This is a genomic window from Paraburkholderia sp. RAU6.4a (genome assembly GCF_050435625.1).
Lineage (GTDB): Bacteria > Pseudomonadota > Gammaproteobacteria > Burkholderiales > Burkholderiaceae > Paraburkholderia > Paraburkholderia tuberum.
Genome location: NZ_JBNDKQ010000003.1, coordinates 1,736,577 through 1,762,545 on the forward strand (window position 1 = coordinate 1,736,577; position 25,969 = coordinate 1,762,545).

Annotated in this window: 21 protein-coding genes; 18 read left to right on the top strand and 3 right to left on the bottom strand. The window is 61.6% G+C overall.

Annotated features, from left to right (window positions below; all coding sequences use genetic code 11):
* Nucleotides 1–5: 5 nt before the first annotated feature.
* Entirely contained in the window at nucleotides 6–1,139 is a 1,134-nt protein-coding gene (locus OKW40_RS32620; RefSeq protein ID WP_429493327.1) for an acyl-CoA dehydrogenase family protein, read from the top strand.
* Nucleotides 1,140–1,210: 71 nt separating this feature from the next.
* Nucleotides 1,211–2,440 carry a cytochrome P450 gene (locus OKW40_RS32625; protein ID WP_429493328.1) on the top strand — a complete coding sequence of 410 codons (1,230 nt, stop codon included), beginning with the start codon at nucleotides 1,211–1,213 and terminating at the stop codon, nucleotides 2,438–2,440.
* A gap of 141 nt (nucleotides 2,441–2,581) precedes the next feature.
* Here the strand turns inward: OKW40_RS32625 and OKW40_RS32630 are convergent, their stop codons facing one another.
* The gene (locus OKW40_RS32630) at nucleotides 2,582–3,241 is read right to left on the bottom strand and encodes a TetR/AcrR family transcriptional regulator (RefSeq protein WP_429493329.1); all 660 of its coding nucleotides are present in this window, start codon (nucleotides 3,239–3,241) and stop codon (nucleotides 2,582–2,584) included.
* A 1,207-nt stretch (nucleotides 3,242–4,448) separates the two neighbouring features.
* Between OKW40_RS32630 and OKW40_RS32635 the strand changes: the two genes are divergently transcribed.
* From OKW40_RS32635 to OKW40_RS32650, 4 genes are all read left to right on the top strand, one after another.
* The gene (locus OKW40_RS32635; RefSeq protein ID WP_429493330.1) at nucleotides 4,449–6,146 is read left to right on the top strand and encodes a DUF1302 domain-containing protein; all 1,698 of its coding nucleotides are present in this window, start codon (nucleotides 4,449–4,451) and stop codon (nucleotides 6,144–6,146) included.
* Between the two features lie 14 nt (nucleotides 6,147–6,160).
* Nucleotides 6,161–7,510 carry a DUF1329 domain-containing protein gene (locus OKW40_RS32640; RefSeq protein WP_429493331.1) on the top strand — a complete coding sequence of 450 codons (1,350 nt, stop codon included), beginning with the start codon at nucleotides 6,161–6,163 and terminating at the stop codon, nucleotides 7,508–7,510.
* Nucleotides 7,511–7,690: 180 nt separating this feature from the next.
* On the top strand, nucleotides 7,691–8,755 hold the full coding sequence (locus tag OKW40_RS32645; protein WP_429493332.1) for a WD40/YVTN/BNR-like repeat-containing protein: 1,065 nt from the start codon (nucleotides 7,691–7,693) through the stop codon (nucleotides 8,753–8,755).
* A gap of 12 nt (nucleotides 8,756–8,767) precedes the next feature.
* Nucleotides 8,768–11,251 carry an efflux RND transporter permease subunit gene (locus OKW40_RS32650; protein ID WP_429403736.1) on the top strand — a complete coding sequence of 828 codons (2,484 nt, stop codon included), beginning with the start codon at nucleotides 8,768–8,770 and terminating at the stop codon, nucleotides 11,249–11,251.
* A gap of 128 nt (nucleotides 11,252–11,379) precedes the next feature.
* Here OKW40_RS32650 and OKW40_RS32655 read toward each other — a convergent pair whose 3' ends face one another.
* Together OKW40_RS32655 and OKW40_RS32660 are read right to left on the bottom strand one after the other, a co-directional pair.
* Nucleotides 11,380–12,162, bottom strand: a complete 783-nt coding sequence (locus tag OKW40_RS32655; RefSeq protein WP_429493333.1) for an SDR family oxidoreductase — start codon at nucleotides 12,160–12,162, stop codon at nucleotides 11,380–11,382.
* 31 nt (nucleotides 12,163–12,193) lie between these two features.
* The gene (locus OKW40_RS32660) at nucleotides 12,194–13,204 is read right to left on the bottom strand and encodes a zinc-dependent alcohol dehydrogenase family protein (protein ID WP_429493334.1); all 1,011 of its coding nucleotides are present in this window, start codon (nucleotides 13,202–13,204) and stop codon (nucleotides 12,194–12,196) included.
* A gap of 137 nt (nucleotides 13,205–13,341) precedes the next feature.
* On the opposite strand from OKW40_RS32660, the gene OKW40_RS32665 reads away from it, so the two are divergent.
* From OKW40_RS32665 to OKW40_RS32720, 12 genes are all read left to right on the top strand, one after another.
* A complete protein-coding gene (locus OKW40_RS32665; protein ID WP_018425503.1) occupies nucleotides 13,342–14,091 on the top strand; it encodes an electron transfer flavoprotein subunit beta/FixA family protein in 750 nt (249 codons plus the stop codon).
* A gap of 2 nt (nucleotides 14,092–14,093) precedes the next feature.
* Nucleotides 14,094–15,026: an electron transfer flavoprotein subunit alpha/FixB family protein gene (locus tag OKW40_RS32670; RefSeq protein ID WP_429493335.1), complete on the top strand. Its 933-nt coding sequence runs from the start codon at nucleotides 14,094–14,096 to the stop codon at nucleotides 15,024–15,026.
* A gap of 140 nt (nucleotides 15,027–15,166) precedes the next feature.
* Entirely contained in the window at nucleotides 15,167–16,525 is a 1,359-nt protein-coding gene (locus OKW40_RS32675; RefSeq protein ID WP_429493336.1) for an aromatic ring-hydroxylating oxygenase subunit alpha, read from the top strand.
* Nucleotides 16,525–18,234, top strand: coding sequence for an FAD-binding protein (locus OKW40_RS32680; protein ID WP_429493337.1), 1,710 nt, complete (start codon nucleotides 16,525–16,527; stop codon nucleotides 18,232–18,234). The genes OKW40_RS32675 and OKW40_RS32680 overlap by 1 nt, the downstream gene beginning before the upstream one ends.
* Nucleotides 18,235–18,250: 16 nt before the next feature.
* Nucleotides 18,251–19,237, top strand: coding sequence for a thiamine pyrophosphate-dependent dehydrogenase E1 component subunit alpha (locus tag OKW40_RS32685; protein ID WP_018425499.1), 987 nt, complete (start codon nucleotides 18,251–18,253; stop codon nucleotides 19,235–19,237).
* Nucleotides 19,234–20,226, top strand: coding sequence for an alpha-ketoacid dehydrogenase subunit beta (locus OKW40_RS32690; protein WP_184064334.1), 993 nt, complete (start codon nucleotides 19,234–19,236; stop codon nucleotides 20,224–20,226). Before OKW40_RS32685 ends, OKW40_RS32690 begins: the two co-directional genes overlap by 4 nt.
* Before the next feature lie 43 nt (nucleotides 20,227–20,269).
* Nucleotides 20,270–20,500, top strand: coding sequence for a biotin/lipoyl-containing protein (locus OKW40_RS32695; protein WP_018425497.1), 231 nt, complete (start codon nucleotides 20,270–20,272; stop codon nucleotides 20,498–20,500).
* A gap of 51 nt (nucleotides 20,501–20,551) precedes the next feature.
* Nucleotides 20,552–21,367 (top strand): 2-oxo acid dehydrogenase subunit E2, encoded by an 816-nt coding sequence (locus OKW40_RS32700; protein WP_429493338.1) that lies wholly within the window; start codon nucleotides 20,552–20,554, stop codon nucleotides 21,365–21,367.
* Nucleotides 21,368–21,400: 33 nt separating this feature from the next.
* A complete protein-coding gene (locus tag OKW40_RS32705; protein ID WP_429493339.1) occupies nucleotides 21,401–22,933 on the top strand; it encodes a class I adenylate-forming enzyme family protein in 1,533 nt (510 codons plus the stop codon).
* Nucleotides 22,934–22,965: 32 nt separating this feature from the next.
* Complete coding sequence (locus OKW40_RS32710; protein WP_429493340.1) at nucleotides 22,966–23,859, top strand: crotonase/enoyl-CoA hydratase family protein; 894 nt, start codon at nucleotides 22,966–22,968, stop codon at nucleotides 23,857–23,859.
* A 48-nt stretch (nucleotides 23,860–23,907) separates the two neighbouring features.
* Nucleotides 23,908–24,687, top strand: a complete 780-nt coding sequence (locus OKW40_RS32715; protein ID WP_429493341.1) for an enoyl-CoA hydratase/isomerase family protein — start codon at nucleotides 23,908–23,910, stop codon at nucleotides 24,685–24,687.
* Between the two features lie 77 nt (nucleotides 24,688–24,764).
* Nucleotides 24,765–25,967, top strand: coding sequence for an acyl-CoA dehydrogenase family protein (locus OKW40_RS32720; RefSeq protein ID WP_429493342.1), 1,203 nt, complete (start codon nucleotides 24,765–24,767; stop codon nucleotides 25,965–25,967).
* The last annotated feature ends 2 nt before the right edge of the window (nucleotides 25,968–25,969 follow it).

Below are 25,969 nucleotides of genomic sequence, written 5' to 3' on the forward strand. Positions count from 1 at the left end.
ACGCCATGGACTTCACGCTGGTTGAAGAGGAACAGATGCTGGCCGACGTGGTCGGCCGTTTCGTCGAAAAGGAATACGACTTCGAGGCGAGGCGCCGTCTCGCCGCTACTCCCGAGGGCTGGTCGGCTGCGCACTGGACGACGCTGGCCGAAATGGGCGTGCTGGCGCTGAACGTGCCGCAGGATCATGGTGGCCTTGGCACGGGCCCGGTCGAGACCATGCTCGTGATGGAGGCCTTCGGCCGTGGACTCGTACTGGAGCCGTTTGTTTCGACGGCCGTGATCGGCGCGAAGCTGATCGGGCGCGCGGGACACGAGGCGCGCAAGGCCGAGCTGCTGGCCGGTATCGCCGACGGCAGCCTGAAGACCGCGCTCGCGACGCTCGAACCTGGTGCGCGTTTCGATTTGTGGAACGTTGCGACGAGGGCCGAGCCAACGCGTGACGGGTTCATCCTGAATGGACGCAAAGGCGTTGTACTGCACGGCGACAGCGCGGACATTCTGCTGGTTTCGGCGCGTAGCGCAGGCGAGCAGACCGACAGGCACGGCATCACACTCTTCGCCGTCGATGCGCGAACGCAAGGCGTGAGCGTCAAAGGATTTCCGGCACTCGACGGGCAGCGTGTCGCCGAGGTGGTGCTGGACAGCGTGCGCGTCGATGCACAGGCTGTGATCGGCGCCATCGATCAGGGCTACCCGTTGCTCGAATGGACCGTCGATCAAGGCATTTTTGCGCTGTGCGCGGAAGCGGTGGGCGCGATGTCGCGGCTGAGCGATCTGACCTTTGAATATCTGCGCACGCGAAAGCAGTTCGGTTCGCCGATCGGCAAGTTCCAGGCGCTGCAGCATCGCGCCGCCGATATTTTGACCGCGGTGGAGCAGGCGAAATCGATGGTCTACTTTGCGGCGGCGAAACTTGGCGATGACGACGAGCTGGAAGCCCATCGTGCTGTGACTGCCGCAAAGGCGCTGATTGGCCGTAGTGCACGCTTCGTCGCTCAGCAAGCGGTACAACTGCACGGCGGGATGGGCATGACGGACGAACTGGCGGTGGGGTGGTACGTGAAGCGGCTCACCTGCATCGACATGACTTGGGGAAACACCGAACACCATCTCGAGCTGTACGGTGCGTTCCTGTAATTGCAGTTAATCAGACGACAAGAATGGTCCCGACCGCCCATACCGGTCGATTCGAAGAAAGGAGACAACTAATGTCAGTAGCTGCTCATGGCGGGACTCCGGATCTGGCGCCAATTCCCGCGCACGTATTGCCTGAACGAGTGTTCGACATCGATATCTACAATCCGCCGGGTGCCGAAGACGACTACCATCTCTCGCTCAAGCAGTTGCACGCCGAAGGCATTCCCGACATTCTCTGGACACCCCGCAACGGCGGACACTGGATCGCGACGCGCGGCGATGACATCTATCAGATCCTCAAGGACTACGAGAATTTCTCGTCGAAGCAGCTGACAGTGCCGCTCGTCGAGCATCAACCGTTGCCGCCGATCTTCTTCGATCCTCCGCAGCACACCGCCTATCGCGCGCTGATCGCGCCCGCGTTCATGCCGCAGGCAATCGGCAAGCTCGAGGAGAAGGCGCGCGAAATGGCGATCGAACTGATCGACGGCTTTTATCCTAAGGGCGAGGTGGAATTCGTATCGGGGTTTGCGCAGCATCTTCCGATCGGCATTTTCATGAACATGGTGGCGCTGCCCGCCGAGGATCGCGAGTACTTGCTCGGCCTCGCTGACAAGATGGTCCGCCCGGTCGATGCCAACGAGAAGCTCAAGGCGCTCGGTGCGATTTTTCAGTACCTGGGGGTGAAGATTGCGGAACGCCGCGCGAACCCGGGTGACGATCTCATCAGCAAGATCGTCCATTCGAAGATCGACGGGCGCGCGCTCACCGACGAAGAAGCGCAGGGGCTCTGTGGTCTCGTGCTGATTGGCGGCCTCGACACGGTTGCCTCGGCAATGGGCTTTATCGCGCGATTCCTCGCCGGGAGCCCGGCCCACCGCAAGCAGCTCATCGACAACCCCGAACTGACGCAGAAGGCCGTGGACGAGCTTCTGCGGCGCTTCCCGGTGGTCAATCAAGGGCGGCGGATCACACACGATTTCGAGTACAAGGGCGTGCAGATGAAGGCGGGTGACATGATCATCATGCCGACCACACTGCACGGTCTGGACGAGAGAAAGTTCGACGCTCCGCTGAGCGTCGATTTCACTCGGCCCACGCCGATTCATTCGACGTTCGGCAATGGCGCGCATCGTTGTCCCGGCTCGTTCCTTGCGCGCGTGGAGTTGAAGGTTTTCCTTCAGGAATGGCTTAAGCGGATTCCCGATTTCCAGATCAAGCCTGGCGAGAAAGCGGGTGTCCACGGAGGTGTGAACGGCACGCTATACCACTTGCCTCTTGTCTGGGACGTAGTCCGCTGAGGATCGGTCACAATGGCCTGAGCAGGCCATTGCGACCATGTGCGTCTGTAGAAGGGGATCCGCGGTTCGGTGCGCCCGTCACATGGCGCGCCGACCGCTCCATCCGGGCGCGATTCTGGCACAAGCAGCTGCCTTGCAGTTTTATGGAGATGCCTTGCTCAACGCTCGCCAGACGACCTTCATGGCGTGACGGAACGAGTCTGCATTAAATGTGTCCGCGCCTGACCGGCGAAGAAAGACGACCAGACCGTGCAGATGTGAAAGGAGTAGGGCGCCGCGCAACGTGCATTCTCCCGAGGGCAAGGTTGGGTTGATCTGCGCGATCAGTTCCGCCAGGAGACCCTGAAAATCCGCAGTAGATTTCGCCATCAGGGCATGCAGAAAGGGCTCATGCTCTGCGAGGCTCCAGCATTCCAGCACAAAGGCGCTAACGCGGTTTCCGCCGCTCGCCGTCAGTACGGAGAACGCCTCGTCGACGATGACATCCAGTCGCGCTTCCGGTGACCGGGATTTGTCCTGGGCGATCGTCCGATAGTGCTCGAAATAGCGATCCGTGTATGCCTCGATTGTGGCCCGCAATAGTTCTTCGCGAGTGCTGAAGTAGTGCTGCAAGGTCCTCAGTCGAATCCCTGCCTCGCTGGCAATGCGGCGTTGAGTGAAACCAGCGTTACCTTCGGATGCGAAGACCTCGATCGCCACTTCGATGATGACGGGCACGCGGGTCGTTCTGTTCCCGCGCCGTTTGGGCCCGTCTGCTGCCGTGTTGCCGAGGTCTGCCGATGAGATGGTCAGGTCTTTCATCTGTTGTGTTCTCCTTGGCGTCTGCTGTCCTCTCGCTTGTTGCCAGTCCGGGATGTGTATCTGCGGGCTATACCCCGCCTGATACGAGCGCCGTTCGATCCGGATCGGGCAGCGCCGGCATTAATCTGATGATAGTCAGATGACGAATTAATATGTGTCTGCCGACTAATTAGCTTTTAGATACAGTCTGATCCAGTCACTCGCGACATCACATATCCTACCCGAATAAAGGGTAGATTTGTCCATACCAGCATTTCCCCTGGTGTCATCTGGACTTGATAATGGGTCGACTGACTACTACTATTTAGTCAACCGACACATTACGCCGGAACCCCGACCATTCCCGCTGTGTCGCAAGCCGAAGCAGCGGATTCGCGGGGTTTGGGGTTGGCCGGTTAGAGTCGCCAATTTGCGTTCGTGGCTGTGATGTCAGCAGCGCGCACAGGCCGTAGAAGGAGCTGGACATGAAGGTTGGGGAAGGTTCTTTGCGTTGGCTGATCGACAAGTGGATTGCGCCCACTGCAACCACCTCGGTGCACATCACCCGATGTACTTTCGCAAATTCAGGCCAGACGAGGTGTGTACTTGCGCGGTCGTCCGCCGCTGAGAACTCCCTCGCGATATTCTTCTTTCGGCACGACGACGGGGCATGGCGCGTGTTCCCGCCTCCTCCCCGCAAACCAGAAAGGCACTTCTACGCAGGAACGGGATAAGGGATTCGTCTGATCGCGGTCCATGACCAGCCTATACAAAAGGACTGCAAAGGAAACTGATCCGATCGCACAAGCTATCGATTCATCATCGGCTCGGACGGTTTTCCGAAAGCCATCCATGGTTTGCATCGTCAATCTGCGTGCGCAGTCGAATCGGACACCTCGCAAATGCAAGCGTCGCCACTGTCTCGTCAGCGTCACGCGGCCATGCGCGGACCGCTTCGAGTTCATCACCAAACTCAAATCCACGTTTACCCCGCATTTTGAACGTCGTTCGGAAAATTGCATCACTTAGGGGTGAGCGAGCGTTGACAGTCGAGTTTCGAGCGTTTATCTTTCCGAACAGCATTCGCATTCTGGTGACGCTGTGGGAGGTATCCGAGGCGCGATGCTGACGAGGTAGGGAGGCCGGTTTCGCTTCATTGCAAAAGTCTGCGGCAGTCCAAAGGCCTGGGCCTTTTCTGCGGCAGCGCGACAAAGACAAGAGGAGACGCATGAAACAGAAGAGTCTAAAGCCAAGTGCGATCAGCCTTGGCGTGCACGCGACCTGCATCGCTGCAGCGTGCGGGTTGTGGAGCGCGAACGCCAACGCCTTCCACTTCGATGTGCCGAACCCGGACATCGACATGGAATGGGACAACACGGTGCGTGCGGACTACGGCATCCGGCTTCAGAACCCGAGCCACTTCTACACGAACAGCCCGACCTACGACGAAGGCGATCTATCGACGCCGAAGTTCAGCACGATCCAGTCGATGCTGAACCTCTACAGCGAATTCGATTTCAAGTACAAGGACACGTCCGGCTTCCGCATCAGTATGGACGCGTGGTACGACCCGACGTTCAAGAATCACAATACGAGCAATCCTGCATTTCCTCCGAACTATCCGAACAACGAATACACCAGCTACATCAAGAAGTACTACCAGGGGCCGAGCGCCGAGCTGCGTGATGCGTTCGTGTTCCACACTTTTGACCTCGGTGGTCACTCTGTCAACGTCAAGCTCGGCCGGACGGCAGTCACCTGGGGGCAGTCGGCGTTTGCTACGCTGGGTGGCGCGAACTCGGTGGCCATCGGTCAGCAGCCGCTCGACCTGATGAAACTGACGCAGAGCCCGAGCGCTTCGCTCAAGGAAATCGTGTTGCCGACGGCTCAGGCCAACGTGACGACGAGCATTACCGACACGATCTCTCTCGGCGCGCAGTACACGTTCGAATGGAATCACGATCGGCTGCCTGAAGGCGGCACATATTTCGGCGGTGCCGATCCTATTCTTTACGGCCCTCCGATCGCCAGCTACCAAAACATTCCGGGGCTGGGCACATTCGCGATTCCGCGCATCGCGCCGACGAAAGGCCAGATCGGCGATATCGGCATCGACGGCAAGTGGCGTGTCGATTCGATCGCAACGACCTATGAATTTACGTACCGCCACTTCGCCATGAAGATGCCGTGGGCGGCGGTGCTACTCCCGGGTGCCGGACCCGAACTCTTCCCGGGCACCAACCTTCCCGGTGTTACGGCGAAGTACGGCAACGACGTGAACCTGATCGGCGCTGGCTTCAACAGTGCGGTCGGCAGCGCGGCAGTGGCAGGCGAGCTGTCGTATCGCTGGAACATGCCACTCAATGCCGTCAACACGACGACGGTCAACGATGCGCCGACGGGTCGCACGCTGCACGGTCTGCTGAACGTCACGCAGTCGTTCGGCAAGACGCCCATGTGGGACAACATGTTCCTGCAGGCGGAATTCGCGTTCAACCAGCTGCTAAGCGTGCAATCGAATGCGCGGAACTTTGCCAATTCCAGCTATGACACCACGGGCCAATGTTCGGCATCGGGCAACTCCGCGTTTAACAACTGCTCGACACGCTTCTGGGCCGGGATCGGCATTGGTGCGAGCCCGCAGTGGTATCAGGTATTCCCTGGGGTTGATTTGACGATGCCGCTGTTCGTTAATCTGAATCTGAAGGGCTACTCATCTGTCATCGCGCCAGCGGCCGAAGCACAGGGGCAGAACACCTTCGTGGTCGGGCTTGATTTCACGATCTACAACAAGCATGAGGTGGACATTACCTACACCTACTACATGAACAAGAAGGGGTACTCGACGGCGGGAGCCGCGACGGCGCTCGGTGCACCGTACAGCGACAAGTCGTGGATCGGCATCACCTATCAGACAACGTTTTGATGATGGAGGCACGTGTGAAAAGTTTCCCAAAGCTTCTTAAGGCGCTGGCGATACTCGCCGCGGTTTGGGCCTCACCGTATACGCTGGCGATCGAGAGTGGGATCACGCCGTTCGGCGCGGAAATTGCCGGCAACAAGGACGGCACGATTCCAGCATACACGGGGGGCATCAAGGACTTTCCGACCGGGTTCAAGGCCGACTCCGGAAAATGGGCCGACCCGTTTCCCGGTGAAAAGCCGGTTCTGCAAATCACGGCTCAGAACTATCAGCAATACGCCGACAAACTGAGCGCCGCCTCGATCGAGCTGTTCAAGCGCTATCCGACTTACCGGATGGACGTTTACCCGACACACCGCTCGGTTTCGTATCCGGACTGGTATCTCCAGAACTCGGAAAAGGACGCGGAAAGTGCCAAGCTCGAAAAAAACGGCCTTTATATCGATGGGGCGTTCGGCGGCAAGCCGTTCCCGGTGCCGAAAAACGGTCAGGAGGCGCTGTGGGACTGGGAACTACGCTACGTCGGAACTGCCCAGAAAAACAACGTGAAGACGTGGCTCGTCGATTCGAGCGGCACGCCGATTCTTGCTGCGCAGTTCAAGAGTTCGCTGCTCTATCCGTATTTCGAGCCGAAGGACGAAGCGGAGTTTCGCAAGAAGGGCCCCCTCGCGATCTGGTATCAGGTATATAACGACTACGCGGCACCGGCCCGCCTGATTGGCGACACGTCGCTCTTCTGGTACTTCACGGATTCGGCCGATCACGATCAGCAATCGTGGGAATACAACCCGGGCCAACGCCGCGTGCGCGTGGCGCCCGATCTCGCCTACGACACGCCGAACCCCGGCTATTCGGGCGCGATCACGATGGACGACATCCAGTTGTTCTACGGCAAGATCGATCGCTGGAACGCGAAGCTGGTCGGCAAGAAGGAAATGTACATTCCGTACAACGACTACAAGCAGCAGTACGACACGCCGGCCAGCAAGATCACCACGCCGCATTTCGTGAATCCCGATTATGTCCGGTGGGAGCTGCACCGCGTATGGGTCGTGGAGCTGACGCTCAAGCCGGGCGCGCGTCACATCTACAGCAAGAAGACGCTGTACTTCGACGAGGATGGCGGCGGGGGAATGATGGATGCCTACGACCAGTCCGGCAAGCTCTATCGGGCCGGCTTTGAGACCACGGTTCCAGCGTACGACTACAAGGTGCCGTATTCGCTCGGTAACTGGTTCTACGACTTCAACAGCGGCATTTATATCTTCGGCAGCCATCCGGCGGACTCGCCCGGGATTTTCTTCAACGTGAATTTCCCAAATGACTACTTCACGCCGGAGCGTATGCAATCCGCGGGTGTGCGCTAATTGCGCGCCGAGTTGAGGATGAGGTATTGAGTGATGCGTCCTGCCCGGCTTGCCTGGCGGGCACAAGGAAGGGCGCAGCACGTGCGCCGTGCCGGCTATGGCATGGCGCACAAAGAAGTTTTCATAAAAAGCTCAGAACTGTTCGCGTGATCGATCGCCAGTTACTGTGAAGGAGACACAATGCGCAAGACCCTGTTTCGTTGGCTGGCAATCGTCGCCGCGGCATGCGCCGCGAGCGGGTCGGTCTACGCCGAATTCGCCGACCCGATGCGCTCGCCCGCCGTCATCAACCCGCAGGCCGCGCATGAACCGCTGATGGCGCTGGCGCAGGCCGGACAGCGCCTGGTCGCGGTAGGTCCGCGCGGAGCAATTCTCGTATCGGACGACGCCGCCGTGCACTGGCGCCAGGTACAGGTGCCGGTGAGTTCCGATCTGGTGGCCGTTACGTTCAAGTCGGCCGCGCTGGGCTGGGCGGTCGGACACGACGGCGAGGTGCTCCATACCACCGACGGTGGCAATAGCTGGACGCGACAGCTCGACGGCCAGCAGGCGGCCAGGCTGATGAGCGAGTACTACGCGAAGCAACCGGGCGATTCACCTGATCTCAAGGCATCGCGCGAAGAGGCCGAGCGCTTTGAAGCAGACCAGGGAGGCCGTCCGTTTCTCGACGTCTGGTTCGATGACGAGCGTTCCGGCTGGGTCATCGGTTCGTTCAACATCATTTTTCATACCGACGACAGCGGCAAGAGCTGGGTGCCCTGGTTCGATCGAGTTGACAATCCCAACGCACTGAATCTGCATGCGATGCGCCGCATCAACGGGACGCTTTATATCGCGGGCGAGCAGGGCTTGCTGCTCAGGCTCGATCCCAACAAGCAGCGTTTCGTCGCGGTGCCGACGCCTTCGAAGGGCAGCTTTTTCGGTCTCGCTTCGTCGGGCGACGCGCTGATCGTCTACGGTCTGCTCGGCAACGCGTATCGCTCCACCGACGGCGGCGCGACGTGGGACAAGATCACGCTGCCGACCGGCGCGAGCATTCTCGCTTCGGCTGAACTGCCGAACGGTCACCTTATTCTCGCGACCCAGGCGGGCGAGCTGCTCGAGAGCGTCGACCAGGGGGCAACGTTTCATACACTCGGCGCGAGCCAGCCGGGCGGCATCTTCGCCATGGCGCTGCGCGGCGACACCGCGGTGCTGGCCGGTGCGGCCGGCCTGTCGCGGATCGCATTGTCGAAGTTGCACTAAGGGGGAGCAGACATGGCTGGCGGCAACAATGCCCAATTCGACAAGATGCCCGTGGTGGCGGATCTTGCCAGCTTCGATACGCGCTCGGGTAACGCGCTCGAGCGGTTGATCTTCAACCGGCGTCCGTGGCTCATCATCATCTGCGCGATCATCACGGCGGTGCTGGGATTTCAGGCGCTGCGGCTCGATGTGAATGCGAGCTTCGAGAAGATGATTCCGCTGTCGCATCCGTACATCAAAAACTACCTCGCCAACAAGGCGGATCTGAAAGGACTCGGCAATTCGCTGCGGATCGTCGTCGAGAATCCGTCGGGTGACATCTACGATCCGAAATATCTCGCGGCGCTGCGGCGTATCAACGACGCGTTGTTCCTGATTCCGGGCGTCGACCGGCCTGGCGTGAAGTCGCTCTGGATGCCGATCGTGCGCTGGAACGTGGTCACGGAGCGCGGCTTCGCAGGGGGACCGGTGATGCCGGACGGCTTCGACGGGTCCGCGCAGGCAGTCGAACAGCTGCGCACCAACGTTGCCCGCGCCAACATCGCGGGCAGCCTCGTGTCGAACGATCTGCATTCGAGCATGATCCAGCTGCCGCTGCTCGATCATTACGCCGATACCGGCAAGCCGCTCGACTACGCGAAGCTCTCGCACCGGATCGACGAGGTCATCAAAGCGGAGGGCCGCGGCGAGGTCCGGGTTCACGTGGTGGGCTTCGCGAAACTGATCGGCGACCTGATCGACGGACTCAAGCTGGTAGCGATGTACTTCGGCGTGGCCGCGGGGATCGCCCTCGTCGTGATCTTTCTCTATACGCGCTGCTATCGCAGCACGCTGCTGGTGGTGGGGTGTTCGCTGATTGCGGTGGTCTGGCAGCTCGGCATCATTCGCACGCTCGGCTATGTGCTGGACCCGTACTCGGTGCTCGTACCGTTTCTCGTTTTCGCGATCGGCGTCTCGCACGGCGCGCAGAAGATGAACGGGATCACGCAGGACATCGGGCGTGGCACGCATCGCTACGTGGCGGCGCGCTACACGTTCCGGCGGCTTTTCCTCGCCGGTCTCACGGCGTTGCTCGCGGACGTGGTTGGCTTCGCCGTGCTGATGGTGATCGACATTCCGGTAATCAAGGATCTGGCATTTACCGCGAGCGTTGGCGTGGGCGTGCTGGTCTTCACCAACCTGCTGCTGCTGCCGGTACTACTGTCATACATTGGTGTGAGTCCGTCGGCTGCACGACGCAGCGTGCGTGGCGAGCAGAACGACGCGCGCGGCACCTCGTCGGCGGGCGCGTTGTGGAATCTGCTCGATCGCTTCACCGAGCGCCGCTGGGCTGTCGGTGCGATCGTTTGTGCGGCGGCGCTCACGGTGTTCGGCTGGTCGATCAGTCAGCACCTGCAGATCGGCGACCTCGATTCGGGCGCGCCGGAACTCAGGCCGGAGTCGCGTTATAATCTCGATAACGCGTACACCAACGCGCACTACGGTCTGTCGAGCGACCTGTTCGTCGTGATCGGCAAGTCGTCGCACGGCACCTGCGACGCCAACAACTTCCCGCTGGTGCTCGAGGCCGACCGGCTCGAAACCGCACTGCGGGGCGTGCCGGGGGTGCAGACCACCACCTCGGTCGGCGGTCTCGCGCGCTGGATGACGTCCGGGTTCTACGAGGGCTACCCGAAGTGGTACACGATCGACCGCGTGCCTTCGATCGTGAACAAGACGGTGTGGCAGATCCTGCTCGATCATCCTGATCTGCTGAGCCAGACCTGCGGCACCGCACCGGTCATCGCCTATCTGACCGATCACAAAGCGGCGACGCTGTCGCGCGTGATGGAGGCTGCAGAGGCATTCGCGAAAACCCATAGCGACGCCGATCATCAGTTCCTGATGGTGGCCGGGTCGGCGGGCATCGACGCGGTGACGAACGTCGTTGTTGCCAAGGCGAACCGCACGATGCTGTTGATGGTGTATGCAGCGGTGATCCTGCTGTGCTTCATCACGTTCCGCAGCTGGCGCGCGGTCGTGGTGGCGGTCGTGCCGCTCGGGATCACGTCGGTGCTGTGCGAGGCGCTGATGGTCAAGCTCGGCATCGGCGTGAAGGTGGCAACGCTGCCGGTGATCGCGCTGGGCGTGGGCATCGGCGTCGACTATGCGCTCTATCTGCTGAGTGTGCAGCTCGCGTATCAGCGCGCTGGGCAGCCGCTGCGTGTAGCCTATCGGCACGCGGTGCAGTTCACCGGGAAGGTCGTGGCGCTGGTCGGTGTGACGTTGGCTGCCGGCGTCATAACGTGGGCGTTCTCGCCGATCAAGTTCCAGGCCGATATGGGCATCCTGCTCACGTTCATGTTCCTGTGGAACATGATCGGCGCGCTGATCCTCATTCCGGCGCTGTCGCATTTCCTGCTGCAAGGCATTTCGCGTAAAGCAGTGGCGAAGGGCGGCGCCGCCGGTTCCACGAAGGTCGAGGCCTGTAGCGGTGAGGCAACGCTGCGGTCGTGACTGCGGAACGGGTGCCGCTCTTCGCGCGGCACCCTGGCAGGACAAAAGAATTGGCCCGCTATCTATGGAGATAGCGGGCCGGGTTGCCTGCAGGTCACGCGGCGCGTTGGGGCGAGCCACTCGTTGCGCTACACCACGGACATCGAGAAGCTCAGGATCTCCGAGACCCCGCCGTCGACCATCAGCATTTGCCCATTCATGTAGGAGCTCGCTTCGGAGGCGAGAAAAACCGCGACGCCGCCGAGTTCCTCGGGGTTCCCCCAGCGTCCCACCGAGATATGCGAACGCACGATTTCCTTCATCTGCGGGTTGGACGTGACGGGCTCGGCCATTTCGGTGAGAAAGTAGCCGGGGCAGATGCCGTTGCAACGAATGCCGTGTCGGCCCAGTTCCGCGCCGAGCGATTTCGTCAGTCCGGCAATCGCGTGCTTGCTGGCCACGTATGCCTGCAGCTTCTCGCGACCGAGCACCGACACATAAGACCCGACGTTGATGATGCGTCCGTGTCCGCGTTCGATCATCGGGCGCGCAACTTCCTGCGCGAGCACGTAGGCGGCCGTGACGTTGGTATCCATCGTTCTTTGCCACATGTCGAGGTTCGACTGCAGAAAATCACTCCACTCGCAAATGCCGGCATTGTTGAGCAGGACGTCGATGCGTTCGTGGCGTGCAAGGACGTTGCGAACGCCGTTTCTGATTGCGCCCTGATCGGTGAGGTCGAACGGTTCGATATCGACGTCGCCGCCCGCTTGACGAATCGATTCCGCAGCGGTTTCGAGGCTCGCGCGCGAACGCGCGCACAGTATCACCGTCGCACCCGCTGCCGCCAGCGCGTTAGCCATGGCGAAGCCGAGACCGCGCGACGCGCCGGTGACGAGCGCAATCTGTCCTTCCAGTGAAAAGAGTTTCATAGTCTGACTCCGTGGATCATGCGAAGGCTGGTTACCGGTGGCGAATGACGATCTTGCCGAAATGCTGCTGGCTTTCGAGGTGCCGCAGCGCATCCGGTACGCGCGCAAAGTCATAAACCGAGTCGATGACGGGCTTGAGCTTGTGCAGTCCGATCGCGCGGTTCATCGCTTCGAAATCCTGACGGGAGCCGACGCGGATCGGCGCGATCGACAGTCCGCGCGTGAAGAATCCTTCGCCGGGAGAAGGGGCGCCGGTCAGCAGTCCGACCACGCTGATGCGCCCGCTGTCGCGAGTGGCGGCAATGGACTTGCCGAAGGTTTGGGCGCCGCCCACCTCGACGACCAGATCGACCCCAAAGCCATCGGTCAGGCGCAGCACGGCGTCATCCCAATTCGGCGTGTCGCGGTAGTTGATCGTGGCGTCGGCGCCGAGTTCGGCAAGCCGTTTGAGCTTCGCTTCGCTCGACGAAGTCGCGATCACGCGCGCGCCGAACAGACGGGCGAGCTGCAGAGCGAACAGCGATACCCCGCCAGAGCCCTGTACGAGCACGGTTTGGCCCGGCAGCAGCGGCGCATGCTGGCACAGCGCGTTCCATGCGGTGAGCGCGGCGCAAGGCAGCGTTGCGGCCTCCTCGTCGGAAAGATGATCCGGAACGCTAACCAGTTCTTCCTCGCTCAGCACCGCCTTGTCGCGCAGCATGCCTTCGACGATAGCGCCGCGGCCCAGCGTATCCGCGTGTTGCGGGCGGCTGCCGCCGTGCCAGTTCTGCGCGAAATTGGCCATCACCCGGTCGCCGGGTCGGAAGCGCCGCACGCCTGGGCCGACGGCAAGCACGACGCCCGCGCCGTCCGAGGCCGGAATGAAGTTGGGCGCCATCCAGTCGCGATACGCACCGTTGATCAGCAGCAACTCGCGGAAATTCAACGAACTCGCATTGACCTGTACCTGTACCTGATGAGCGCCGGGCGGCGCCGGATCGGGTTCCTCGCGCAATGCCAGACCCGCAATACCTTCAAACCGTTCACATCGATAGAGCTTCATTGGTCGTCTCCATGGTGTCGAACGAGGGCGTCGAATTGAGCGACAAGCGACGTTCTCCTCATTCTTCTCGTTGACAGCTACAAAAAGATGAGTTCAGAATATAGAACATTGTTCAACAAAGCGTTCGGAGCGTCAAATTGAAAATACTGGTCGCGGTGAAGCGCGTGATCGACTACAACGTGAAACCTCGGGTGAAGTCCGATGGTTCGGGCGTCGATCTGGCCAACGTGAAAATGGCCATGAACCCGTTCGATGAGATCGCGGTGGAGGAGGCGGTGCGCCTCAAGGAAGCGGGCGTGGCGAGTGAAGTCGTCGTGGTGTCCGCGGGAACCACGCAATCGCAGGAGGTGCTGCGTACGGCGCTCGCGATGGGGGCTGATCGCGCGGTGCTGGTGGAAAGCGATGCGGATCTGCAGCCGCTCGCGGTCGCCAAGCTGCTGGCCGCCGTGGCCGCGCGGGAAACTCCGCAACTGGTGCTGCTCGGCAAGCAGGCCATCGACAACGACGCGGGACAAACCGGCCAGAAGCTCGCCGCGTTGCTCGGTTGGCCGCAAGCCACGTTCGCGTTCAAGACGGAAGTGGACGGTCAACAACTACTCGTCACGCGTGAGATCGATGGCGGACTCGAACGTGTCGCGCTCGATCTGCCGGCGGTGGTCACGACGGACTTGCGTCTGAATAGCCCGCGCTACGTGACGCTGCCCAACATCATGAAAGCGAAGAAGAAGCCGCTGGAGACGCTGAGCCCCGACGCGCTGGGGGTCGACGTTGCACCTCGTCTGAAGGTTCTCGAAGTGACCGAGCCGCCGGCGCGTAAGGGCGGCGTGATGGTTCCCGATGTTGCAGCGCTGATTGAAAAGCTTCGTAACGAAGCGAAGGTGATCTGATCATGACTATTCTCGTTATCGCGGAACACGACAACGCAAGCCTCAAGCGCGCCACGCTCAACGCCATCACGGCGGCGGGCGCTGCGGGCGGCGACATTCATGTACTGGTCGCAGGCCACGGCGCGTCGGCGGTGGTAGAGCAGGCCGCGAACGTTGCCGGCGTCGCCGAAGTGCTCGTCGCGGATGCACCCGAATACGCGCATGGGCTGCCGGAAAATCTGGCCGCACTCGTCGTTTCGCTGGCTAGCGGTTATACGCACGTGATCGCGGCCTCCACGGCCGTGGGCAAGAACTTCATGCCGCGGGTAGCCGCGCTGCTCGACAGCGCGCAGATTTCCGACGTGATCGCTTTCAAGGCCCCCGATGTGTTCGTGCGTCCGATCTACGCCGGCAATGCACTCGCCACGGTCCAATCGTGCGACGCAATCAAGGTCGTCACGATTCGTCCGACCGCCTTCGATGTGGCCGCTACCGGTTCGGCCGCCGCGCCGTCGCGCGGCGTCGCATCCGCAGCGGCTTTCGACAAGGCCCGTTTCGTCGGCCAGGAACTGACGAAATCGAGCCGGCCGGAGCTTGCGGCAGCCAACATCGTGGTGTCGGGCGGCCGAGGCATGCAGAACGGCGACAACTTCAAACTGCTCGACGCGCTCGCGGACAAGCTTGGCGCCGCAGTCGGCGCGTCGCGCGCCGCGGTCGACGCCGGCTTCGTGCCGAACGACTATCAGGTCGGCCAGACCGGCAAGATCGTCGCGCCTCAGTTGTATATCGCGGTGGGTATCTCGGGCGCGATTCAGCACCTCGCCGGTATGAAGGACTCGAAAGTCATCGTCGCGATCAACAAGGACAGCGAGGCGCCGATCTTTCAGGTGGCCGACTACGGTCTGAGCGCCGACCTTTTCGACGCTGTCCCGGCAATGACCGCGGCGCTCGATTGACGTTCGCCCGGATTGACACCGACCAGAACGCTGTTCAAGATAATTGAACAGCTAGTTGCAATATGGCAGTCGACTGCGCGGCCGCCACATAAAAAGCCGGAACCGGTGCCTACGCCGGCCATATGACGAAGGAGATAACAATGGGTAACACCAGTCCCGATTCGAGTGAGCACACTGTCCGCCTCGATTTTGTCCCGAAGGACAGTTACCTGTCGAAGCAGTTTCTCGAGCGCGAGAAAGAGCGCCTCTGGCCGCGAATCTGGCAGGCCGCCTGCCGTCTGGAAGAGATTCCCAACGTGGGCGACTTCGTGACCTTCGACGTGGCCGGCGAATCGATCATCGTGGTGCGAACCGCGGGAGATCAGATCAAGGCCTTCTTCAACGTCTGCCAGCACCGTGGCCGGCGCCTGACTAATGGCTGTGGCAAGGCCGCGAAATTTCACTGCGCCTATCACGGCTGGCAGTGGAATCTGGATGGCAGTCTTGCGCGTGTGCTCGACAGGCAAGATTGGGAAGGTTGCCCGGACATGGCTGACGGGGACCTTCGTCTCACGGACGTGCTGGTCGATACGTGGGGCGGGTTCGTGTTCATCAATATGGATCCGGACGCAGAGCCGCTCGCGAAATTTCTCGACCCGGTGCCGGAGATCACGAACTGCTTCGAGTTCGAAAAGATGCGCTACCGCTGGTACAAGTCGATTCGTCTGCCGTGCAACTGGAAGGTTGCACTCGAAGCGTTCAACGAGGGTTATCACGTAGCGGCAACCCATCCGCAACTGCTCGACGTCGCCGGCGATGACGTGACGCGCAGTTTCTCCTATGGCCGCCATGGGATGTTTGGTTATTCGACGGCGACGCGGATGATCGGCGCGCCCTCGCCACGAACCGGCAAGCCGATGCCCGAAGACGTACGCCAGGGGCTCGTGAACTTTTTCCGTGTAATGGAAGAGACTCTGAAGGCGATCAATACCGCGCGCGATTACGAAGCCGCGAAGCGCCTGATGACCGAAATGTCGCCGTCGGGTGACCAGTTCGAAGTCCTCGGGAAGGCGATGGAATTTCAGCGCGAGGCGGCCATCGCCGAGGGTGCGGGCTGGCCCGAGATCTCTTTCGAGCAACTGGGTCGCGCGGGAGCGGACTGGCACGTGTTTCCGAATCTGGTGTTCCTGCCGTACCCGGACGGCGCATTGTTCTATCGCGCGCGGCCGGATGGCGACAACCCGGATTCGTGCATCTACGACATCTGGTCGCTGCAGCGCTTCGCACCTGGGGCGGAGCCGCCGTTGAAGCGAGAGTTCTATTACGGCGTGGACGACTGGAAGGATAACGCGCAGGAGAACTTCGGCCTGATCCTGTGGCAGGACTTCCAGAACATGACCAACGTTCAGCAGGGCATGAAGTCGCGCGGCTTCAAGGGTTTGCGCACCAATCCGCTGCAGGAATCGTCGGTTTCGAACTTCCATCGCGCGCTGCGCGAATTCATCGCGCGGGAGGAGTGATGTCGTCGAACTGGGACGCAACCTACGACTTCGTGGTGGTCGGCAGCGGCGGGGGTTCGATGTGTGCGGCGCTTGCCTGCAAGTCGGTCGGCAAAGAAGCACTGATCATCGAGAAGCAGGCGAAGGTCGGCGGCTCGACCGGATATTCGGGCGGGGTCTGGTGGCTTCCGAACAATCATGTGATGAAGCGTCACGGCGTCAGCGATTCCTATGAACGCGCGCGCCAGTACTTCGATGCGGCGGTTACTTATCAAGGGCCGGGGACTTCTGACGCGCGACGCGAGGCTTACTTGCGCACCGGCCCGAAGATGGCCGAGTTTCTCGAGCAGCAGGGGATGCAGTTCGTGTACGCGGACGGCTGGTCCGATTACTACGACACGCTGCCCGGCGGCGAGCCGCGTGGCCGGTCGCTGCTGGCCAGGTTGTTCGACGTAAAGGAACTGGGCGAATGGGCGCCGCGTCTATCGCGCTACAAGGGCCCGTCGATGCCGGCCAACTCGGACGAGTATCCGCAACTGTTTCTGATGAAGCGGACGTGGGGCGGCAAGCGCAAGGCGATGCAACTGGGTGGCCGGATGCTTTATCAGAAGATCACCGGCAAGGAGCTCGTGGCCAACGGCGCGGCGATTCAGGGGCGCATGCTGCAGATGGCGCTGCGCGCGAACGTGCCGATCTGGACGGACACGCCGGTGCGCGAGTTCATCGTCGAGGACGGACGCGTGACCGGCATCGTCGCGGTACGCAGCGGCCGCGAGTTGCGCGTGCGCGCTCGCGAAGGCGTCCTGCTGAATACCGGCGGCTTTTCACACAACGCGGAAATGCGCCGCAGGTATCAGCCGCAGCCGTCGTCCGCGGACTGGACCAATGCGAATCCGGGCGATACCGGTGAAATCCTGCAAGCCGCGATTGCGCTCGGCGGCGCAGTGGACTGCATGGAGGAAGCGTGGTGGGTCGTGACGTCGCTCGGTCCCAACGAGGAATTGCCCGAAGGTGCACGCGCGCCGGATGGCTCGCCGCTGCCGTTCATGCATCACCTCGACCTGTCGCTGCCGTTTTCGATCATGGTCGATCAGGACGGCGAGCGCTTTTGCGACGAAGCGGGAGCGTACATGGAAATCGGTCAACGCATGTACCAGCGCCACAAGCAGACGGGTAAGGCCGTTCCCGCATGGGTCGTGATGGACAGCCGGCAGCGTAAGTACTACCCGTGGGGCACGGCGATGCCGGGCCAGATTCCGCAGAAGTGGCTCGACAGTGGGTACATGATCAAGGCTGACACGCTCGAAGAACTGGCCGCGAAATGCAGTATCGATCGTGCTGGGCTGCTCGAGACCGTCAAGCGCTTCAACGGCTTCTGCGAAACGGGCGTCGACGAAGATTACGGTCGCGGCTCGCGCGCATTCGATCGCTGTCATGGAGACCCGACCATCAAACCGAACCCCAATCTCGGGCCGATCGAGGAAGGGCCGTTCTACGCCGTGCGCATGTATCCAGGGGATGTGGGCACGGCAGGCGGTCTCGTGACCGACGAATACGGGCGCGTGCTGAAGGACGACGGTTCGCAAATCCCTGGGCTGTACGCCACCGGCAACTGCACGGCATCCGTGGTTGGCCGCTGTTATCCGGGCGCCGGCAGCAGCATCGGCGCATCGTTCGTGTTCGGTTACATCGCGGCGCTGCATGCGAGCGGCGCGCAAAAGATCTGGTGACACAGGAGAGTGACGAATGAATGCCTATCAGCCGCCCAGCAGCGAAGTCCTGGTCGACATCTACAGGCGCATGGCTCTCATCAAGCAGAACGATGAGCGCTTTCGTGCCGTTATCAAGGCCGGCAAGCTGGTGATGCCGTACTACTCGCCGCGCGGCCAGGAAGTGATTCCGTCGGCGATGTCGGTGTGTCTCACCGACGACGACTACATCTGCACGATCTACCGCGGCGTCCACGACATGATCGCCAAAGGTGTGCCGCTCAAGGAACTCTGGGCCGAGCTCGGAGGGCGAGTGACGGGGACGTGCAAAGGCAAGGGCGGCCCGATGCACGTCACGCATCCCGCGTCGGGCGTCATGGTGACGACCGGCATTGTCGGCAGTTCGATGCCGATCGCGAATGGGCTTGCGCTCGCCGCGCAGATTCGTGGTGAATCGCGCGTGGCCGTGGCCTACTTCGGTGACGGCGCATCAAACATTGGCGCCTTCCACGAGTCGCTGAACATGGCGTCCGTGTGGAAGTTGCCGGTGATTTTCGTCTGCCAGAACAACGGCTATGCCGAGCACACCAAATACGCGTATGGCACGTCCGCGCCGAACATCGCCCAGCGCGCCGTCGCGTACCAGATGCCGGGCATCACGGTGAACGGCAACGATCCGATTCAGATGCACAAGGCGGCGCACGAAGCGGTCGAACGCGCGCGCAACGGCGGCGGCCCGACGCTGATCGAAGCGAACACGTTCCGCTTTCAGGGGCACGTGTTCGGCGACCCGGACGCCTATATGGACAAGCACGAAAAGGCCGCCTGGCTCGCGAAGGATCCGGTGCCGCTGTTCCGTCAGTGGCTCATCGATGCGAAGCATGCGACCGAGGAGCAACTGGTTGCGATGGAAGCCGAACACGAGGCGCAGATCGACGCCGCGGTCGAATTCACGCTGTCGAGCGAATATCCCGATGTCGCGGAGCTTCGGCGCGACATCTTCAAGGACGAGGTGCTTGCATGAGCCAGCAGCCAACCAACATCAACACCATCCAGGCGGTCAACTTCGCGCTCGACGACGCGATGGCCGCCGACGCCAACGTAATCGTGCTGGGTGAAGACGTTGCCGACGGCCAGGAGGGCGGCATTGTCGGCGTAACGAAGGGACTGTCGTCGAAATACGGCACGTCGCGGGTGCGTTCGACGCCGATTTCGGAGCAGGCCATCATCGGTGCGGCAATCGGCGCTTCGATGGTCGGGATGCGTCCTGTGGCGGAAATCATGCTGATGAACTTCACGACCGTCGCGATGGACATGATCGTGAATCACGCCGCGAAGCTGCGGTTCATGTCGGGCGGACAGACCCATGTGCCGATCGTCATCCGCACCATGACGGGTGCGGGCTTCGGCACGGGTGGTCAGCACGCCGACTACCTCGAGGCCTGGTTTGCGCACGTTGCCGGCATCAAGGTCGTCACACCGTCGAATCCTGCCGATGCGTATGGCTTGATGCTGTCCTGCATCCGTGATGACGACCCTTGCCTATTCATCGAGAACATGCCGACCTACTGGAACCCGGGCAGTGCGCCGGAGCGCGGCGTGGCGATTCCGCTTGGCAAAGCCAACGTGATTCGCGCGGGTACCGACGTGACGGTGATCAGCTACAGCCGCCGCGTGCAGGAAGCCATGGCTGCTGCCGAAGTGCTGGCCAAAGATGGTGTCGCCTGCGAAGTGATCGATTTGCGCACCGTCTCTCCGTTGGATACCGAAACTATCCTGACTTCGGTTGCAAAAACCGGGCGCGCCGTTGTCGTGCACGAAGCCGTCAAACCGTTCGGCGTGGGTGCGGAAATCGCATCCCGTATCTACGAAGCCCTCTTTCGCGAGCTCAAGGCGCCCGTGCAGCGCGTAGGCGCGCAATTCTGCCCCGTGCCGTTCTCGAAGCCGCTCGAAGACGCGTTCGTACCGGGCGTGGCCGAAATCGAATCGGCGGTTCGCGCGACGCTGAAATGACCAGCACGAACACCCGGAATTCCATCATCAATAGAGCAAGGTCATGACCACACAAGTGCTGCTTCCCAAACTGGGCTTTTCCATGAACGAAGGCACGCTAGCCGAATGGCTGGCGGACGACGGCGCAACCGTGAGCGAAGGGCAGATTCTCTATGCGCTCGAAAGCGACAAATCGATTCAGGAGGTCGAGTCGCCCGCGTCGGGCACGCTGCGCATCGTTGCCCAGGTTGGCGAAGTGTATCCCGTCGGCACGGTGCTGGCGGAAATCGTCTGATTGGCCATAGGCCGTCACGCTGTCCAACAGTCGTTCGAAGAGGCATCCGCGATGAGTGTCGAATCCGTTGCTACGCGACCGCAGTCCGATGTGAATACCGGCCCCGGCGAGGCTGCAGTCCCCGCTTTCGGCGCGAATCTGCCGCCTTGGCCGCAGGTCGATTTCGCCGAATTCGGCGAGGTGGAAGTCAAGCCGGTGTCGCGCATCCAGAAGCTCACAGGAGCCTTCCTGTCGCGCAACTGGCTGACGATCCCGCATGTGACCCACCACGACGACGCTGATATTACGTCGCTCGAAAGTTATCGCAAGGCCCGTAACGAGGCGGGCACGACGGTTAAGCTGACGCCGCTCGTCTTCCTTATCAAAGCCGTGGTGCGGGCTTTGCAGGAGTTCCCGCAATTCAACGCGTCGCTCGACGGTGACGGCAAAAACATCGTTCTGAAGAAGTACTTCCACATCGGGGTCGCCGTGGACACGCGCTTCGGATTGCTGGTGCCGGTGCTGCGCGATTGCGACAGGAAGAGCGTCGAAGAACTCTCGGTGGAACTTGCGGCAATTTCGCAGAAGGCGCGCGAAAAGGGTTTATCGATGGCAGAGATGTCGGGCGGTTGCTTTTCGATCAGTTCGCTCGGCGGCTTTGGCGGTACTGGTTTTACGCCTATCGTCAATGCGCCGGAGGTGGCGATTCTCGGCGTGACTAAAACCCGGCTGGTAGCCGCGCCGGCGGACGACGGCGGCGTCAGCTGGCGCAAGATGCTGCCCCTGTCGCTCAGCTACGACCATCGCGTGATCAACGGAGCCGACGCGGCGCGGTTCGCCGCCTTCATTGGAACCGTGTTGGCCGATCCGCAGACGCTCGCTGGCTAACAGTCGATCTGACAAGACAACGACAGGATTGAGATGAGAACCCTTGGCGAGATGATCGAGCGAAACGCTCGCTTGCATGCCGACCACACGGCGCTCGTGTACGCCGACCGGCGTCTGACGCACAGTCAGTTGGCGGAGCGTGCACGCCGCTTGTCGGGAGCGCTATATGAGCGCGGCCTGCGGCGTCAGGACCGGGTTGCGATCCTCGCGATGAATTGCGCGGAGTACTACGAGAGCTACCGTGCATGCGAATGGGCCGGCTTCATTCTGGCAACCGTCAATTTCAGGCTGGCCCCCGCGGAGATTCTTTATATTCTTAAGGACGCGGCCCCTAAGGCGCTCGTATTCGAGGCTCAGTATGCCGATGTCGTGAACGGACTGCGTTCGCAACTGCCCGAAATCGAGCAGTACATCTGCATTGGCGACGCACCGGATTGGGCCGTTTCATTCGAGGCGGTGATGGAAGCCGGCCCAGTGGAAGGGCCGCCGATCCGTTCGAAACCGGAAGACTACGCGTACCTGATGTACACGAGCGGCACCACGGGGCGTCCCAAGGGCGTCGTGCGCACGCACCATGCCATGTGCGTCACCGCGGAAAGCTGCGCGCTGGTGACGGAGTTTTCGGGCAATACCCGCGTGCTACAGACGACCCCGGCGTTCCACGTCGGCGGGATTGGCTTCGTTAATTCGGTGGCCTGGATGGGCGGCACGACGGTCGTGCATCGCGTCTTCGAGCCGAAGCAAATGCTCGAGACGATCGCCGAAGAACGCATCACCTTCACGTTCATGGTTGCCGCGATGCTTCAGGCGGTCCTCGATGTGCCCGAACTGTCGAGCTATGACGTGTCCAGCATCGAAAACATCGTCACGGCGGCAGCCCCGGTGCCTGCACCGCTGCTGTCGCGCGGCATTCAGGTGCTCGGCCCGGTGTTTTCGGTCCAGTACGGCATGACCGAGAGCAACGCCTGCTGGTTGCCTGCGCATGAGGTCAAGCCCAAAGGGTCTCCGGAACAGGTACGGCGTCTCGCATCGGTGGGGCGCCCGTGCCCCGGCATCGACCTGCGCATCGTCGACGATCAAGGCAACGATCTGCCGCAAGGCCAGACCGGCGAGGTCTGGCTGCGCTCGCAGACGCAGTTGAGTGGCTACTGGAACAACAGCGTGGCGACGGTGGAAGCACTGCGCGATGGCTGGTATCGCTCGGGCGACATGGGCTACCAGGACGAGGAGGGCTACATTTTCCTCGTCGACCGCAAGAAGGACATGATCATTTCCGGCGGCGAGAACATCTACAGCCGTGAAGTCGAAGATGCGCTGCTCCAGCATCCGGCAGTCATCGACGTGGCGGTGATCGGCGTGCCGCACGAGAAGTGGGGAGAGTGCGTCAAGGCGATCGTCGTGTTGCGCCGTGGCGAGCAAGCGGGCGAAGTCGAATTGATCGAGTTCTGTCGCGGCTTGATCGCGAGCTACAAATGTCCGAAAGCCATTGCATTCATCGACGAATTGCCGAGGCTGCCGACGGGCAAGATCAGCAAGGTGAGTCTGCGCGCGCAGTTTGCCCGGTGAACGGCAATCGCCTCAATTGGAGGGAATCGACCATGGCCAAATGGCTGAAAACATCGGAGTGCGTGAAGTTTGAATTGGCGCAACGCGTTGCGCGCATCACGCTGAGTCGTCCGGACAAGCGCAACGCCATCAACAATCCGCTTCTGCAGGAACTCAAGGCGGCGTTGCTCGAAGCCGACGACCTCAAATCGGTGAACGTGATCGTACTGTCGGGAGCTGGCCGCGACTTCTGCGCAGGCTACGATCTGGTGACGACGTATTCGGATCGGGCCGCGGACGCCGCTGATCCGGGTGACTATCGTGGAACGATTCGCAGCTTCGACGACGACTGCTGGTCGATGGAGCGGCAGTCGGAGACGGTCAATCTGATGGCGGATATCCACAAGCCGATCATCGCGCAGGTGCATGGCAACTGTCTTGCGGGCGGCACGGATCTCGCGCTGGCGTGCGACATGGTGATCGCCGCCGACAACGCAAGGATCGGCTTTCCCGCCACGCGCGCGAACGGCTCGCCGCCTGCGCATATGTGGTTCTATCACGTCGGCCCGCAGTGGGCGAAGCGTCTGCTGCTGTCTGGCGACTCGCTGACGGGCCGCGACGCCGCGAAGATCGGGCTCGTCATGGATGCGGTGCCGGCAGAGCAGCTCGAAGCGGAGGTGGGCGAGTTGGCACGCCGTCTGTCGTTTGTCGATGCCGATCTGCTTGCGGCCAACAAGCGCATTGTCAACATCGGGCTGGAGCTGGCCGGTTCGCGCACGCTTCAGCGGCTCGCGGTGGAAAACGACTCACGGGCTCACCAGAGCCTGGGGCCGCGCCGCGCGCAGTTCAAGGCGGACATGGAAGCGGTTGGCCTGAAGGAAGCGCTCAAGCGCCGCGACGAGCCGTTCGGCGACGGGATGATCCGCCTGCATGCTCGCGGCAGTTGACCAGACCGTCGAACGGACGAACCAAACTCAGACGAAGAGCCGAACATCATGGATGTTGAACTCACTTTGAACGGCGCGGTTGCGACGCTGTGTCTGAACCGCCCCGAGAAGCTCAACGCGCTGACGCCGGAAATGCTTGATCTGATTCTCGGCCACCTCGATCGCATCGAAAAGGATCCGGAGATTCGCGCGGTGATTCTCACTGGCGCAGGCCGCGCATTTTGCGCCGGTGCCGACATCAAGGGCAGCGGCGCCGCGCCACCGCAGATGAGCGTGGCGCACGCGCGCGCATCGATGGCGGTGTATCAGAAGGTCGCGCTTCGGTTGTACAACCTGAACAAGCCAGTGGTCGCGGCGGTACGAGGCGTTGCCGTGGGAATTGCCTGGAGCTTTGCGCTGTGCGCGGACCAGCTCATCGTTTCCGATACGGCGCAGTTCATTCCCGCCTTCCTGATGCGCGCCACCTTACCTGAAGGCGGCATGGTGCATCTGCTTGCGCGTCATTGCGGCGAGTTTCGCGCCAAGGAAATCATGTATCTGAATCGCCGGCTGAGCGGCAAGGAAGCACTCGATATGGGTCTTGCCAGCCATCTCGTCGAGGACGGCGAGCTTGACGCGGCCGCCGAAAAGCTGGCTGGCGAGCTGGCGGCTGGCCCGACTTTCTCGCTCGGGCTGACCAAGCAGTTGTTCAGGTTGAACCCCGGTGGCATGGAAGAGTTTCTTGCGCAGGAACTGAACGCGGTGGCGCTCGCGGTGAACTCCGAGGACGCCGCGGAGGGCCGGCTCGCCGCGAGAGAAAAACGCGCCCCGGCTTTCAGAGGCCGCTAGGCGGAGCACCCGCACAAGCGCGGCGCAGTGGCGCGACAGAGCAGACAACGAGGGCGCAAGAGATTCAGGAGTCAGGCATGCATTTGGGCTATAGCGAGGAAGACGAAACATTTCGTCGGGAAGTCAGAACGTTTTTCAGTGAGCATGCGCCGGCCGACATTTCACGCCGCTGGCGTGTTGGCGTGCATCCGCCTGCGCGCGATGACATCCGCAGATGGCAGCGCATTCTGTACGAGCGCGGCTGGGGTGCGCCCCATTGGCCCGTCGAACATGGCGGCACCGGCTGGAGCGCGCTTCGCAAGCATATCTTCATGGAAGAGCTGTACAACGCCGATGCCATGGACTATGGGTGGCAGTCGACGCAGATGGTGGCGCCCGTCATCATCGCGTTCGGTTCGGACTGGCAGAGGCAGCGTTTTCTTGGGCCTATTCTGCGCGGGGACGAGTTCTGGTGCCAGGGCTTTTCGGAGCCGAACGCGGGCTCGGATCTGGCTGGACTGAAGACCACGGCCGTGCTCGACGGTGACGAGTACGTGATCAACGGCCAGAAGATCTGGACCAGCGACGCAACGATTGCCGATTGGGGCTTCTTCCTCGTCAAGACCGATACGAGCGTCAAGCCGCAACGAGGCATTTCCTTCCTGCTGGTCAACATGGACACACCGGGCATCACGGTGCGTCCGATCGTTTCGATCGAGGGCGGCAAGGGCCTGAATGAAGTGTTCCTCGAAAACGTGCGTGTGCCGAAGTCGCATCTCGTGGGCGAGGCCGGCATGGGATGGACCTATGCGAAGTACCTCCTCGAGAAGGAGCGCACGGCGAGCGCGTTCCTGTATTTCAACAAACGCGAGCTGCAACGCGCGAAAGATATCGCGGGGCAGGAGCGGGAGGACGGCGTGCGGCTCATCGATACACCCGGGTTCGCGCGCAAGGTCGCGGAGGTCGAAGCGGACCTGATGGCGCTCGAATGGTCGGTGCTCCGCATCCTTGCGGAAGAGAAGAGCGAGCGCAATCTCGATGCGGTCGTCTCTGCGCTGAAGATCAGCGGGTCGGAGATGCAACAGCGCGTGACGCAACTGCAAATGGACGCACTCGGTCCCCGCGCGATGCGTTTCGACGACCACGGCGAGCCGCAGGGTGATCTGGCGGTCGACGAAAATTGGCCGGATTACATGGGCGGCCGCACGTCGGGCTATCTGATCGCTCGCGCCTCCACGATCTATGGCGGCGCGCGCGAAGTGCAGAAGAACATCATTGCCAAGCTGGCTTTTGGACTGTAGCC

Bases quoted from the DNA above. Each gene is read 5' to 3' on its own strand.
- OKW40_RS32620 (WP_429493327.1), top strand. From the start codon at position 6: ATGGACTTCACGCTGGTTGAAGAGGAACAGATGCTGGCCGACGTGGTC.
- OKW40_RS32625 (WP_429493328.1), top strand. From the start codon at position 1,211: ATGTCAGTAGCTGCTCATGGCGGGACTCCGGATCTGGCGCCAATTCCC.
- OKW40_RS32630 (WP_429493329.1), bottom strand. From the start codon at position 3,241: ATGAAAGACCTGACCATCTCATCGGCAGACCTCGGCAACACGGCAGCA.
- OKW40_RS32635 (WP_429493330.1), top strand. From the start codon at position 4,449: ATGAAACAGAAGAGTCTAAAGCCAAGTGCGATCAGCCTTGGCGTGCAC.
- OKW40_RS32645 (WP_429493332.1), top strand. From the start codon at position 7,691: ATGCGCAAGACCCTGTTTCGTTGGCTGGCAATCGTCGCCGCGGCATGC.
- OKW40_RS32650 (WP_429403736.1), top strand. From the start codon at position 8,768: ATGGCTGGCGGCAACAATGCCCAATTCGACAAGATGCCCGTGGTGGCG.
- OKW40_RS32655 (WP_429493333.1), bottom strand. From the start codon at position 12,162: ATGAAACTCTTTTCACTGGAAGGACAGATTGCGCTCGTCACCGGCGCG.
- OKW40_RS32660 (WP_429493334.1), bottom strand. From the start codon at position 13,204: ATGAAGCTCTATCGATGTGAACGGTTTGAAGGTATTGCGGGTCTGGCA.
- OKW40_RS32670 (WP_429493335.1), top strand. From the start codon at position 14,094: ATGACTATTCTCGTTATCGCGGAACACGACAACGCAAGCCTCAAGCGC.
- OKW40_RS32675 (WP_429493336.1), top strand. From the start codon at position 15,167: ATGGGTAACACCAGTCCCGATTCGAGTGAGCACACTGTCCGCCTCGAT.
- OKW40_RS32680 (WP_429493337.1), top strand. From the start codon at position 16,525: ATGTCGTCGAACTGGGACGCAACCTACGACTTCGTGGTGGTCGGCAGC.
- OKW40_RS32685 (WP_018425499.1), top strand. From the start codon at position 18,251: ATGAATGCCTATCAGCCGCCCAGCAGCGAAGTCCTGGTCGACATCTAC.
- OKW40_RS32690 (WP_184064334.1), top strand. From the start codon at position 19,234: ATGAGCCAGCAGCCAACCAACATCAACACCATCCAGGCGGTCAACTTC.
- OKW40_RS32695 (WP_018425497.1), top strand. From the start codon at position 20,270: ATGACCACACAAGTGCTGCTTCCCAAACTGGGCTTTTCCATGAACGAA.
- OKW40_RS32700 (WP_429493338.1), top strand. From the start codon at position 20,552: ATGAGTGTCGAATCCGTTGCTACGCGACCGCAGTCCGATGTGAATACC.
- OKW40_RS32705 (WP_429493339.1), top strand. From the start codon at position 21,401: ATGAGAACCCTTGGCGAGATGATCGAGCGAAACGCTCGCTTGCATGCC.
- OKW40_RS32710 (WP_429493340.1), top strand. From the start codon at position 22,966: ATGGCCAAATGGCTGAAAACATCGGAGTGCGTGAAGTTTGAATTGGCG.
- OKW40_RS32715 (WP_429493341.1), top strand. From the start codon at position 23,908: ATGGATGTTGAACTCACTTTGAACGGCGCGGTTGCGACGCTGTGTCTG.
- OKW40_RS32720 (WP_429493342.1), top strand. From the start codon at position 24,765: ATGCATTTGGGCTATAGCGAGGAAGACGAAACATTTCGTCGGGAAGTC.